At 42.7% G+C, this 13,187-nt stretch carries 14 protein-coding genes; 7 read left to right on the forward strand and 7 right to left on the reverse strand.

The window, feature by feature from the left end:
• Positions 1-182 precede the first annotated feature (182 nt).
• Both ACFQ1M_RS16015 and ACFQ1M_RS16020 read left to right on the forward strand, forming a co-directional pair.
• A complete protein-coding gene (locus ACFQ1M_RS16015; RefSeq protein WP_386410013.1) occupies positions 183-656 on the forward strand; it encodes a hypothetical protein in 474 nt (157 codons plus the stop codon).
• A 264-nt stretch (positions 657-920) separates the two neighbouring features.
• The gene (locus ACFQ1M_RS16020; protein WP_386410015.1) at positions 921-1,502 is read left to right on the forward strand and encodes a hypothetical protein; all 582 of its coding nucleotides are present in this window, start codon (positions 921-923) and stop codon (positions 1,500-1,502) included.
• A gap of 124 nt (positions 1,503-1,626) precedes the next feature.
• Here the strand turns inward: ACFQ1M_RS16020 and rodA are convergent, their stop codons facing one another.
• The 7 genes from rodA to ACFQ1M_RS16055 all read right to left on the reverse strand — a co-directional run bounded on the left by rodA (position 1,627) and on the right by ACFQ1M_RS16055 (position 9,461).
• Entirely contained in the window at positions 1,627-2,892 is a 1,266-nt protein-coding gene (gene rodA / locus ACFQ1M_RS16025) for a rod shape-determining protein RodA (protein ID WP_386410017.1), read from the reverse strand.
• Complete coding sequence (gene mrdA, locus ACFQ1M_RS16030; RefSeq protein ID WP_386410018.1) at positions 2,885-4,747, reverse strand: penicillin-binding protein 2; 1,863 nt, start codon at positions 4,745-4,747, stop codon at positions 2,885-2,887. The genes rodA and mrdA overlap by 8 nt, the downstream gene beginning before the upstream one ends.
• Complete coding sequence (locus ACFQ1M_RS16035; RefSeq protein ID WP_386410020.1) at positions 4,744-5,250, reverse strand: rod shape-determining protein MreD; 507 nt, start codon at positions 5,248-5,250, stop codon at positions 4,744-4,746. Before ACFQ1M_RS16035 ends, mrdA begins: the two co-directional genes overlap by 4 nt.
• Positions 5,243-6,067: a rod shape-determining protein MreC gene (gene mreC / locus ACFQ1M_RS16040; RefSeq protein ID WP_386410022.1), complete on the reverse strand. Its 825-nt coding sequence runs from the start codon at positions 6,065-6,067 to the stop codon at positions 5,243-5,245. Before mreC ends, ACFQ1M_RS16035 begins: the two co-directional genes overlap by 8 nt.
• Before the next feature lie 15 nt (positions 6,068-6,082).
• Positions 6,083-7,111 carry a rod shape-determining protein gene (locus ACFQ1M_RS16045; protein WP_386410024.1) on the reverse strand — a complete coding sequence of 343 codons (1,029 nt, stop codon included), beginning with the start codon at positions 7,109-7,111 and terminating at the stop codon, positions 6,083-6,085.
• 218 nt (positions 7,112-7,329) lie between these two features.
• Positions 7,330-8,862, reverse strand: a complete 1,533-nt coding sequence (gene purH, locus ACFQ1M_RS16050) for a bifunctional phosphoribosylaminoimidazolecarboxamide formyltransferase/IMP cyclohydrolase (protein ID WP_386410026.1) — start codon at positions 8,860-8,862, stop codon at positions 7,330-7,332.
• 140 nt (positions 8,863-9,002) lie between these two features.
• Positions 9,003-9,461, reverse strand: coding sequence for a GAF domain-containing protein (locus tag ACFQ1M_RS16055; RefSeq protein WP_386410028.1), 459 nt, complete (start codon positions 9,459-9,461; stop codon positions 9,003-9,005).
• 97 nt (positions 9,462-9,558) lie between these two features.
• Here ACFQ1M_RS16055 and xrtF point away from each other — a divergent pair, with 97 nt between their 5' ends.
• The 5 genes from xrtF to ACFQ1M_RS16080 all read left to right on the forward strand — a co-directional run bounded on the left by xrtF (position 9,559) and on the right by ACFQ1M_RS16080 (position 13,121).
• The gene (gene xrtF / locus ACFQ1M_RS16060) at positions 9,559-10,086 is read left to right on the forward strand and encodes an exosortase family protein XrtF (RefSeq protein ID WP_386410030.1); all 528 of its coding nucleotides are present in this window, start codon (positions 9,559-9,561) and stop codon (positions 10,084-10,086) included.
• Positions 10,083-10,523 carry an exosortase F system-associated membrane protein gene (locus ACFQ1M_RS16065; RefSeq protein WP_386410032.1) on the forward strand — a complete coding sequence of 147 codons (441 nt, stop codon included), beginning with the start codon at positions 10,083-10,085 and terminating at the stop codon, positions 10,521-10,523. Before xrtF ends, ACFQ1M_RS16065 begins: the two co-directional genes overlap by 4 nt.
• A gap of 12 nt (positions 10,524-10,535) precedes the next feature.
• Positions 10,536-11,267 carry a heavy metal translocating P-type ATPase gene (locus tag ACFQ1M_RS16070; RefSeq protein WP_386410909.1) on the forward strand — a complete coding sequence of 244 codons (732 nt, stop codon included), beginning with the start codon at positions 10,536-10,538 and terminating at the stop codon, positions 11,265-11,267.
• A gap of 103 nt (positions 11,268-11,370) precedes the next feature.
• A complete protein-coding gene (locus tag ACFQ1M_RS16075; protein WP_386410034.1) occupies positions 11,371-12,636 on the forward strand; it encodes an OmpA family protein in 1,266 nt (421 codons plus the stop codon).
• A 59-nt stretch (positions 12,637-12,695) separates the two neighbouring features.
• Positions 12,696-13,121, forward strand: coding sequence for an HYC_CC_PP family protein (locus tag ACFQ1M_RS16080; RefSeq protein ID WP_386410036.1), 426 nt, complete (start codon positions 12,696-12,698; stop codon positions 13,119-13,121).
• Positions 13,122-13,187 lie beyond the last annotated feature (66 nt).

Genomic DNA, 13,187 nt, shown 5'->3' on the forward strand with positions numbered 1-13,187 from the left:
AGCAGGTTTTCAACTTCGTAGGGGAAGAAATGAAGCGACTTTCTCGTAGCAGCGGTAATTACCATATTTAGTTAAGCCATCAAAGATAAAGTTTCTGAGGTCCTTTCTTTAAGAGCGTCAACCTTCAATTAACAGTCAAGAAAATAAGAATCATAACCAACACCACATAACCAAATAACCACATGAAAAAAGTACTCATTTTAATAACTGGAATATTATTTCTCAATAACTCATTCGGTCAAGAAATTGAGTTAAAGCTAAGTCTGTTAGGGTATAATTTCTCCCAAAACGGACAAAGATTGAATTGGAAAGAATTGGCGACCGTAACCGAATCGCATGTAGAAGCTAATATGTTGATAAAGAAAGCCAAGTCGCACAATACGATTTCAAGTGTGTTAAGTTTAATTGGGGGTGGACTTATTGGAATCCCCATTGGTCAATCGATAACGGACCAAGAGCCCAATTGGATTTTGGCCTATATTGGAGGAGGAGTAGCGGTGATTAGTGTTCCTTTTACCTTCAGTGCATTTAACAAAGTCAATAAGGGAATTGACAAGTATAACCTTTCCTTGAGATCAACATCGAAGTCTGTGATGAAACCTGAATTTAGCATTATTGCTGATAGAAATGGTTTAGGAATTTCTATCAATTTTTAAGCCTCGATCTGCAAAGAGTCACTCTTCGCAGCAGTTCAATACACCGCTACCGCACGATTGAATCCTGTGGCAGCATGGGTGCCTATAAGCGGTGAATGTAAATTTCCAAGCGAATCCTCCCGACCAGAATTTCAATCTTGGCGGATTCTCAAAGCACTGAATAGCGATGCCGATTCAAAATATAATTCACTAAATTAACACCAGTTGCTGGTTGACAATTATATAGAAAACAATAAAAACCAACATCAAATAACAAATAACCACATGAAAAAAACACTACTGGCCATAGCATTTCTGAGCGCCGTTTCGGGATTTTCGCAAGACGATTCCAAAAGTGCGAAAGACCAATTTGTAAAGAACAGAACGATCGATATCTCAGTGGGTTATGGATTAAGCTTTTACGACGACGATGTTGACATTTATGGAGAAGGCCTCTATCTCCAAGGGGAATATGTCCTTCCCTTGTCTAGGTGGATCGACCTAAGGCCGTACGCTGGCTTTGTCTTTACAAAGACAGACGATGATGGCCGACCATCTGGGACTGGTTTCCAATCAAACACGAATGCCTTCCTATTGGGCGGCAAGGCGCGACTTAGAGCACCGATTCCATTCGTGGCACCGTATATCGAGTTGGGTATTGGAGCGTCCATCAGGTCCTTTGAGACCGTCACGCCAGCGACTAATATCGATAAGAGCGGACTGCTCTATCATATACCATTTTCAATAGGTCTCGAGCTGGGCCGTAAGCATAATTTCGACCTTGCTTTCACCTACTATTATCATAGACAAGCGGAACAGGTTGCAGGGGCATTTGCTTTCGGAATTTCAATTCCGTTGAAGGATTGATGGTTGATGGAGCAGGATACTTCAATGTCAAAACACCACTCCATTCGCGCAAATCTAAATCGGAGAACTTGAAATAAGCAACCATAAACCATAAACCATAAACCATAAACTATAAACGATCACACTACATCCACTCATTTACCCTATTGGCATCGAGCTTCAAAAAGATAAAGAGTAAGGTGGTAAAACCGAGAAGGCTAGACCCGCCATAGCTAAAGAATGGCAAAGGAATACCAATGGTAGGCAGCAAACCGATCACCATCCCAACATTGATCACAAAATGAAAGAAAAGGATGGACGCCACCCCATAGCCGTAAATACGACTAAATTTAGATTTTTGACGTTCCGCTAAATGAAGGATCCGTAAGATCAGAAGCATAAAGAGCAGAACGACACCCGCTGCCCCCACAAAGCCCCATTCTTCGCCCACCGTGCTAAAGATATAGTCGGTATGCTGCTCAGGGACAAACCCCCCTTTTGTCTGGGTACCCTCTAACCAGCCCTTACCCGAAAAACCACCCGAACCGATAGCAATTTGCGACTGATTAGTGTTGTATCCAATGCTTTTGGTATCTACACTTTTTCCCAAGACAATATTGAAACGGTCCCTATGTCGCTGTTCGAAGACATTGTTAAAGATATAGTTCACCGAGTAGGAAAACGCCACGGCGATAAGGATAGTACCTAAGTAGGGCCAGAGCGAAGTCCGTTTGTTCTTTCGCTTTTTAAAGATAAATGTAAGAATGAGAAGACCAGTCACAGCGACGGAAACATAGACAGGAGTAAAGAGCAAGGTGGTGATAAAAAGGCTAACCGCGATAAACCCAACGGCGATATACACTCCCGAAAGTCCCTCGCGATGCAATACAAAGAAAAAAGAGGCAAAGACCAAAGCACTACCAGGATCCGGTTGTGGTATGATGAAGAGCGCAGGTAACACAACGATCAAAAACGCTCTCAGCTGGTGACTCAACTGTTTGATGTTCACCTGTAAGTCGGTGAGATATTTCGCCAAGGCCAAGGCCGTCGCCGCCTTGGCAAATTCAGAAGGTTGCAAGGTAAAAGAGCCGATGCTATACCAAGACGTGGCCCCATTGATATTTTTTCCAAAGACGAACAGGCCCAATAGCGACACCAACGAAATTAGATAGATGATACTGGCAAAGCGTTCATAGAATTTGGCCTCTAGTGATACGATGAAGACCACCAGCACCAAACTCGCTCCTATAAAGAAGAGTTGTTTGCCATACGCATGGTTGAGGTCCAGAAAACTGGTAGTTTCATCCGGTAAAGAGGCCGAATAAATGTTCATCCACCCTATTCCTACCAAGGCGAGGTAAAGCAGAGTAGAAAACCAGTCTATATTAAGGGCTGCTCTGTTGCTATTCATTGATCTCAAAAGGTTCTCCACTCAATGGCTTAGCATATTCTTCTTGAAGACTTCCAAGAAGCATACGCTCTTCTAACCAACCCCTACTCACCTCACCGGTGAGGTGCTTCTCGATCATAAGGCTGGCGATCGGCGCCGCCCATCTGCTGCCCCAATATCCATTTTCTATGAATACTGCAATAGCGATCTTTGGGTTTTCTTTGGGGGCAAAAGCTACGAATATAGAGTGGTCTGTAAGTTGGGTCTTTTCTCCATTAATGGTCGTAAAATTCTCTGCAGTTCCAGTTTTTCCGCAAACTTCGATACCTGGGATTCTTGCGATTTTGGCCGTTCCCTTTTCTACCACATCATGCATCCCTTGAATTACTGGTGTAAAATTCTCAGGCGAAATAGTGGTCACATTTTTTGTGGTAAATTTCGGGTCGATCGTCTGTCCTTCCACATCTTTGATAACGTGCGGAGTGTAATAATAACCTCGGTTGGCGATGGCAGCGGTCATATTTGCTAACTGGATGGGTGTTGCCAATACCTCTCCCTGGCCGATGGCATTGGATACGGTGGTCACTGCTCTCCATCCTCTTTCACCATACCATTTGTTGTAAAATGCTTCCCCCGGAACGTGTCCCTTGCTGCCGACGGGTAGATCATTCCCTAAAAATTTTCCCAGTCCAAAGCTGTTGACATGCCGCTTCCAATTTTCAAGGCCTTTTTTATGGTCTTCGTCCTTATCAATAATGCGACGGTACACATTGGCGAAATAAGTGTTGCACGATTCGTATACCGCCCGGTTCATATTATTTCGTGTACCGGATGGACAGTGGCAACCCATCCATTGGCCTTTTGCAAAATAATGTCCGTGAAAACAGGTGATCTTATCATTCGTGCCGATCACACCTTCCTCAAGGGCGATCAAAGCGTTGATGGTCTTAAAGGGGGATCCAGGGGCATACTGGGCCTTTAACCCGCGGTCGAAAAGCGGAATATTGATAGAATCGTTATAAAGCTTGGTAAAGTTCTTTGAACGTACCCGGCCGACCAATATGGCAGGATCGTAGCTGGGAGCTGTCACCAGCGATAAGATCTCTCCCGTGGAAGGCTCTATCGCAACGATGCCGCCACGTTTATTTTTCATCAACATCTCACCATATTCCTGAAGTTCGATATCCAACGTAATACGGATATCCTTTCCAGAAACTGGGAGCGTATCAAATCGCCCTTCTTTATAAGGGCCAATGATCCTATTGTGTTTGTCCTTTTGAAGACGTTTTACACCTTTCTTTCCTCTTAAGATATCCTCATAGGCCTTTTCAACGCCTTGTCTTCCGATGAGCTCTCCTTGTTGGTAGTAAGTGTACTTTTTGAGGTCACCCTCGTTCACCTCACTGATATATCCCAGGACATTCGAGGCTACCTCGGTCTGGTAATCTCTTAATTGTCTTTTCTGAATATAAAATCCATCAAACTTCCGCATCTTCTCCTGAAGGGAAGCATAATCTTCTTTGGAAAGTTGCGCCAAAAAGACCGAAGGGATCCATGGCGAATAGGTGCGTGCCTTTTTGTAGCGTTTTATAAAGTCCTTCTTATTTATCTTCAGCAAGCGACAAAACTCCGTGGTGTCGAGCGGTTTTACCTCTCTGGGAATGACCATGATATCATAGGCTGGTTGATTTGCTACCAACAACTTTCCATTGCGATCGTAGATATACCCGCGTTTTGGATAATCATATAATTTTTTGATGGCATTGTTGTCCGATAGCTGCCTGGCAGAAGTGTCAAAAAGTTGCAGATAAGAGAGTCGACCTATATAGATAAGCCCAATAAGTAATACGGTTACATAGAGTAGTAGTTTTCTCATTGTTTCTTATTGCTGAAAAGAATGATAAAAAGTAAACAGAGCAATACTGTAAAGATACTAGAGAATAACGTCTTTTTTAGGATCAAAAGTATGTTAGAAACGTTAAAGATCTCTAGTGAAAACAATACCAAATGATGAATGACCACCATGATGAACACATAGGTGATCCGCTCGCCCAATGCGGTCCTACTCAATTTTAAGGTGTGAAACTCATAACTAACACCAAACGAGGACCTCAAAACAACAGGTCTGGCAAAGGCCGCGATAAGGCATGCAGCAGCGTTGATTCCTCCGGCATCTGTAAAGATATCGATCGTCAAACCCATAAAAAAGGCCGCCAACAAGAAAACACTGCGATTGCTGCCAAAAGGATACGAAATAACGAAAAGAAAGTAAACATAAGGATTGACATAGCCCAAAAAGTCGATATTGTTAAAGATGCTTACTTGTGCCAAAAGCAAGACGACAAACCTTCCTATGTTTAAAAACAACTCCCTATTCATTAGTGCCAGATTGAAGTGTTCTTATTTCTGAAGCATCGATATTTTCTATGACATACACATAACCGACATGTGTCATGGAGTTGAAAAGTGAAATATCTAGATTGTAGTAACTTTGTGCCACATCCAATGAGAAGTTCTCGATCACCCCGATCATAATTCCTTGAGGGAAAATAGTGGATTCGCCTCCGGTGATAATGGTATCTCCCTTTTTCACATTGGCCAACTTTGGAATATCGATCAACTGTACCAATCGATGGTCTTCTGCATTCCAGATCAAAGAACCGATCTCCCCCGAAATTTTATGCTTCGCATTGATGGTCGATAGTTCGTTGAGCACCGATATCACCCTAGCGTAATTACCCGAGACCCGGTCCACAACACCGATAATTCCCTCTGAGGTGATAACGCCCATGTCCTCTCGGATACCATCCTTACTTCCTTTGTTGATAGTGAGATAATTGTTGGGTTTGTTATAACTGTTTTTGATCACCTTCGCAGCTCTGAAGATGTACTTATCTTTAAATGAAGTGCTATCGATAAAACTTCCGCTAGCTAACGAATCCTCTTGATTGAACAACAATTGTCGTAGCCTTTTATTCTCTTGGATGAGACGTTCATTTTCTCCTTTCAGATTGAAATAGCTATCGATATTGTTCACGGATTCGTATACGCCGCCGCTTAACCAATTGGCAGACTTGATAAACTTACTTCTGTGGTAGGAATGCGACTGGATGGTAAGCGATAACGAAAACACAAGCAGCAATAGAAACAAAAGAAAATTCTTGTTGCGAATAAAGAAATTAATGATTTGCTGCATGAGGGGGACTTTTGCTTACTTGATCAATACACTCTTATAACGCTCTAGGTTTTTTAGTGTGATACCCGTACCTCTAACCACTGCTCTTAGTGGGTCTTCGGCAATATAAACAGGAAGGTCGGTCTTTTGTGAAAGACGCTTATCCAATCCGCGTAGCATCGATCCGCCACCTGCTAGGTAAATACCCGTATTATAGATATCGGCAGCTAATTCTGGTGGGGTCTGTGAAAGTGTCTCCATCACGGCATCTTCAATCCTTAAAATGGATTTGTCAAGGGCCTTGGCGATTTCTCTATAGGAGATGCTCACTTGCTTAGGTTTTCCGGTAAGCAGGTCCCTACCTTGTACGGACATGTCCTCTGGTGGCAATTCTAGATCCTCGGTAGCTGCACCGATCTGGATCTTTATCTTTTCCGCCGTACGCTCTCCCACATAAAGGTTATGCTGCGTACGCATATAATAGATAATATCATTGGTGAAGACATCTCCAGCAACTTTGACCGACTTGTCACAGACGATTCCTGCTAAGGCGATCACAGCGATTTCGGTAGTACCACCACCGATATCCACGATCATATTTCCTTTTGGCTGCATAATATCCACGCCAATACCGATGGCTGCTGCCATAGGCTCGTGGATGAGATATACCTCTTTACCGTTTACACGTTCTGCGGACTCCTTTACAGCTCGCATCTCCACCTCGGTGATTCCCGAAGGAATACAGATCACCATTCGCAGCGAAGGGGTAAAGAGCTTTTTCTTTAAAGAGGGAATATTTTTGATGAACATGCTGATCATCTTCTCGGAAGCATCAAAATCCGCGATCACACCATCTTTCAAGGGTCTGATGGTCTTGATGTTCTCATGGGTTTTACCTTGCATCATATTAGCCTCCTTGCCAACGGCAATGATCTTCCCAGTTACACGGTCTCTCGCTACGATAGAAGGACTGTCCACAACAACCTTGTCATTGTGAATAATTAAGGTGTTTGCGGTGCCAAGGTCGATGGCAACCTCTTCGGTTAAGAAGTCAAAAAATCCCATGGGCTAAGTTAAGTTTAGAGGGTTCTATGTCGATTAAAATACGTCAAATCACGTAAAAGTACTAAGAAACTTTGATTTAGCCACAAGAACCGATTTGAGTTACGATTTTATTTTGATTGGCCCTCTCCTTCAACAGGGTCAACTTGTCTGTGGATGTAAGGCAGATTCAATGATTCGTTGTCAAAAATTACAATCTTTAAAAGAGGCTTGTGCCGAAATCAATGCTTAAAATGGCGCGTACCGGTGAATACCATCGAAATTCCATTTTCGTTGCAATAATCGATAGATAATTGGTCCTTAATAGAGCCTCCTGGTTGAATGACCGAACGGATACCTGCATTGCCTGCGATCTCTACACAATCTGGAAACGGAAAGAAGGCATCGCTGGCCATCACCGCACCTTGGAGGTCGAACTTGAATGATCGTGCCTTCTCAATGGCCTGTCTCAAAGCATCCACTCTCGATGTCTGACCTGTACCCGAAGCACATAACTGCCCATTTTTAGCCAAGACAATGGTGTTGGACTTGGTATGCTTGCATATTTTCGAAGCAAAGATGAGGTCTGCGATCTCTTCTGAGCTGGGTGCCGTATTCGTTTTGGCTTCCAACGCATCTTTGGCGTCGGTCTTCAAATCTTTGTCTTGTACCAGCACGCCATTCAAACAGGTGCGTACTTGCTTCTTCGGAAGTGCCACCTCTTTCTGAACGAGCATGATCCTATTCTTCTTTCCTTTTAGGATGTCTAGGGCATCGGCATCAAAAGCCGGTGCGATTACGACCTCACAGAAAAGTTTGTGAATCTCTTCGGCCGTGGCTTTGTCGATGGCGGTATTGGCAATCAGAATTCCACCAAATGCCGATACTGGGTCGCCAGCCAAGGCATCCACATAAGCTTCATGGATGGTAGGACGCGTTGCAATACCACAAGCGTTATTGTGCTTTAATATGGCGAAAGTGGGCGCATCGTTTTTGAATTCCCCCATCAAATTTACCGCGGCATCAACGTCCAGCAGATTGTTATAGGATAGCTCCTTTCCGTGAAGCTTGTCGAACATGGCATCAAATTCCCCAAAGAAGAAGCCCTCTTGATGTGGGTTCTCTCCATAACGTAGTTTTTTACCTTCGTTGATGCTGGCTTTGTAAACGATTTCTTCTTCATCTTTATTGAAATAGTTGAAGATGGCCGTATCGTAATGCGAAGAAACATTGAATGCCTTCGCCGCAAATCGCTTGCGGTCGGCAATTGAGGTTGCTCCGTTTTTCTCATTCAATAGCGATAAGAATTCGGCATAGTCATCAACGGAGGACACACAAATAACATCTTTAAAATTCTTGGCAGCGGCTCTGATCAAGGAGATGCCACCGATATCGATCTTTTCGATGATGTCTTGTTCCGAAGCTCCAGAAGCCACTGTTTTCTCAAATGGATATAGGTCAACAATGACGATATCGATCTGCGGAATTTCATACTGCTGTAGCTCTGCCACGTCGCTTTCAACCTCCTGTCGATTCAAGATGCCGCCAAAGACCTTCGGGTGAAGTGTTTTAACTCTACCACCTAAAATTGAAGGATAGGAGGTGACATCCTCGACAGGCACGACCTCGATACCTAATTCTTTGATGAATTTTTCTGTGCCTCCAGTGGAATATATAGTGACTCCTAGATCGTCCAGTTTCTTAACGATCGGCGCTAATCCGTCTTTACTAAATACAGAAACTAATGCAGATTTTGCAGTTTTTATGGAATTCATTTGTGTTGTGTTGTTTAAAGCTGCAAAAGTAACTTTTTTTGATAGAATTTTGAGTAAAATTTACACAATGATTTGAACAAAAAACGACCTGTGGATAGGTTCTATCGACAAGTCGTTTTTTCAAATTTGTTTTGGTCGGATCATGCCATGAGACCGGCGACCTTTTCATTGACGAACTCAAGCAATGCTTCGTCGGCTTTGGTAAAGGGGTCTGGTGTGGCCGAATCGATGTCTATTTGTCCAATATTCTCCCCGTTGACAAACAATGGTATAACGATCTCTGCCTTTACATGAATGCTACAGGCGATATAATTGTCTTGAGCCGTTACATCGGGGACCACAAAATTCTCGTTGCTTACCGCCACCTGTCCGCAAATTCCTTTTCCAAAAGGAATTATGGTGTGTTCGGTGGGTGCGCCAACATAAGGTCCCAGCTTCAATTCCTCTTTGTCTCCATTTCTAAAATAATAGCCTACCCAATCATAATGAGGGATACTTTCTCGCAGAAAATTGCAAAGCGCATATAAGCGTTCGTTCAAGGTCGCCTCGTTATTATGCAAAATGGTTGTTATTTCTGGTTTTAAATGATCAAAAGACATAATGTGATTTTTTGAGATTGCGAATTTAAAAAGAACTTTTTCAAACTTTGCGACTTTGGAAAAGTTCTGCTTATTTTTCTTCTATATTTGTTGGTCAATGCTTCAACTTTTTAAGAAATACAAAGCAGCTATAGGCTTTATCGTCAAGTTCTTCGTCGTTTATGCGATATTGACCTTTGTATATAACCAATACTTGGACGCATTTGATGACCAACCTGACACCCTCACCGTTGCTGTTGCCAAGCAGAGCAATGCGCTGATCAATCTGTTCGGGTTCCATGGCGCCGTCGAGGCACACGAGAGCGAACCTACGATGAAATTGATAGTCAACGAGAAATACGTCGGTCGTATCTTGGAAGGTTGTAATTCGGTGAGCGTACTTATTCTATTTGCTACGTTCGTGCTGGCCTTTACAGGGCGATGGAAGCGGTCGGTCCTATTTCTTTTACTTGGCGGATCGTTGATATATAGCGCCAATCTTATAAGAATAGCCGTGATTGCCATAGGATTGTATAAATTCCCGGAAAAAGAGTATTTGCTGCATCAGATCATCTTTCCATCGATGATCTATGGGATGGTCTTCTTGCTTTGGATGCTTTGGGTGAATAAATTTTCGAAGCTGTGAGCATATATGTCAAATACCTACTGGCTGGGCTCCTTTTTTTGGTGCTTATAGCGATCAGAGCATTTGAATACAATTTGTTCTATGATCCCTTCTTGAACTTTTTTAAATATGACTATCTAACGGCGAACATACCCGCCTATGATAATGTAAAATTATTCTTCAATCACCTATTCAGATATGGATTGAATATGGCAGTTTCTCTCACCATTATCTATGTGGCTTTTGAGAATCGCCAAGTGATCCGGTTTGCAAGCTTGCTATATGCGATCGCATTTGTGATTTTGATAATCGGTTATTTTTATTTGATCGAACACGACTTGCAGCGCGATTACTTGCTTACTTTTTATGTGCGTCGTTTCCTCATTCAACCGATCTTTGTGATCATTCTACTTCCTGCATTCTATTATCAACGAAAAATTCAAGGCAAAGAATCGTAATTTTGTGATATGATCACGAAAACCTACCAAATAAGCGGGATGACCTGTAACAATTGTAAGAATTCCGTTGAAGAGCAATTAGGGGCAATTCAGGATGTCTCCAATGTTGCGGTCGACCTGGAAAAAGGAGAGGCCACCCTTGTCATGTCTCATATGGTGCCATTGGACCTGCTGGAGCAGGCGCTACCTTCAAAATACGGTATCAGCGAAAAGAATATTTTCGATACCAATACTTCGATGCTACCAGATTCAACTCATGCTGAAGAGAGCGAGCTAAAACAACTGTTTCCACTCTTTTTGATCTTCTTTTATATCATTGCTGCTTCCGCATTGATGAATATCGATCCATGGAGTGGCGGTGATTTTATGCTAGATTTTATGGGACTATTTTACATAATTTTCAGTTTTTTCAAGTTTTTAGACCTTAAGGGTTTTCCAGCGTCCTTCAGCATGTATGACCCGTTGGCAAAGGTGTTTCCCTTCTATGGTTGGGTCTATCCTTTTATTGAAACAGTACTTGGACTAATGTTTCTTTTTCGATTTGAAGTAACGATTGCGCTGTATCTAACACTCATCATATTGGGAATTACAACTATTGGAGTGACTAGGACGTTATTTCAGAAGAAGAGCATCCAATGCGCATGTTTGGGAACAGCATTAAAATTGCCGATGACAAAGGCGACCTTTATCGAAAATTCGGTGATGATCGTCATGGCGATCCTTATGCTATTTCGTATGTATTAGGAACGGATGCACCGGTTACTCCTTTTTCACGTATATAGGATTTCAAAGATGTATGTATTAATTTCGGGCCAATCAATGATCAAAGTAAAATAACCATTCAGAAATGAAAAGAATCACATTCGTATTAGCAATCATTTTTTTTGTAGGGAGTGCCCCAACAGCAGAGGCTCAAATTTGGAAGAAGATCAAGAGAAAGGTGGAGAAAAAGGTCGAAGATGAGGTGGACAAAAAAGTGGATGACGTTCTAAGCCCCGAGGAGAAAAAGAAAAGAGAGGAGCAAGAAAGAAAAGAACAAGAGCAGCAGGAAGGTGAAGAACCCAAAAGGAGTGAAGCTCCTGATGATGCCAAAGATTCTGAGACTAACGAAACCAATGAGGAAAAGGAGACGCTAAGTTTTTGGATGAGTTACGATTTCGTCCCAGGCAAAGAGGTCATCTTCTACGACCCGATGACCGAGGACGATTACGGCGATTTTCCTAGAAGATGGGATATCATGTCGGGAGCCGCTGAAATTGGTAGATACGGCAAAGAAAAGGTGTTGTTGATCTACGGAAAGGGCGGCACCACGATCACCCCATTCTTTAAAGGGAAAGACTACCTTCCCAAAGAATTTACCATCGAATTCGATATCTATTACGACGAGTTCGCCCAAAAGAACAGAACGGATTTCGATGTGGTGTTCGGCGATGCCAATGGTCGCAATCCGGAAGCTATAGAAATTGCCTCTTACTATCCCTTTGATGTTCACTACAAGAAATTCAACTATACGTTACATAATTACAAGCAGATCAGAGATTTCAATGGATGGCACCATATCGCTATCAGTTATAATGAGGGCTATCTAAAGCTCTATTTCGACGAGCAAAAAGTATTGAACATTCCGCGATTTGGTTTTCAACCGACCTACCTTGATCATATAAGAATTGCCTACGCAGAAGCGTACGGAGCAGATAAGAAAAGGGTGGTGAGTATCAAGAATTTTAAGATCTCTAAAGGTGGAGGAAAACCATATAAGCAGGTCATAAGTGATGGCAAATATGTAACCCACGGTATCTTATTCGATAGTGGGAAGGCCACTTTAAAGCCGCAATCGGCAGGAGTGCTGAAACGAGTGACCGACATGTTGATAGACAATCCCGAATGGAAGTTCGAAATCATCGGTCATACCGATTCCGATGGAGATAATGATACCAACCTTCAACTCTCTATAAAAAGAGCCGAAGCGGTAAAAGAGGCGCTCGTTGATAGAGGAATCGACGCGCAGCGGCTTACATCCTCCGGAAAAGGGGAAAGCAAACCATTGAACACCAATAGTACTTCAGAAGAAAAGGCCAATAATCGGCGGGTCGAATTTATCCTAAAGAAATAGAAGTGAGGTTTTAAGAATTCCTTTAGAATCTCAATGAGAAAAAGCACTACTTTTGTAGCGTGAAGTTTCATAGATCCATATATGCCCTTGTCGCCATCTTTTTTTTGATGACCAAGGTTGGAGTTGCCTTCAATCTGCATTTTTGTGGAGAACAACTGGCAAGTGTCACTACCATGTTTGAAAGCAATGGCTGTGGCATGGAAATGGCCGCTGAAGCGAAACCATCATGCGAAAGTGAACAGCTCTCCAAGCCCAGTTGTTGTTCGGATGAGGTATTGCTGGTCCAAAATCAGGATGAGAACCCGATCTCAGATGTATTAAGTCTTTCTCAAGACCAGTTGATGGCGGTGCTAACGACTGCTCTCGTATTTGATCTATTTTCGGTTGAAAGTGAATCGTGGAACAATCAACCTCCTCATTATCATTATGATTCTCACGCGCCGCCGCTCTACGCATTGTATTGCTCCTATACTTTCTACGGATAATTAGTTACACATTTTTGTCATTCTTGCCCTTCAACTATCGCTCATGATAGACCTCGGCAGGAATCT

Origin of the sequence: Sungkyunkwania multivorans (assembly GCF_042675645.1) — a bacterium.
Lineage (GTDB): Bacteria > Bacteroidota > Bacteroidia > Flavobacteriales > Flavobacteriaceae > Sungkyunkwania > Sungkyunkwania multivorans.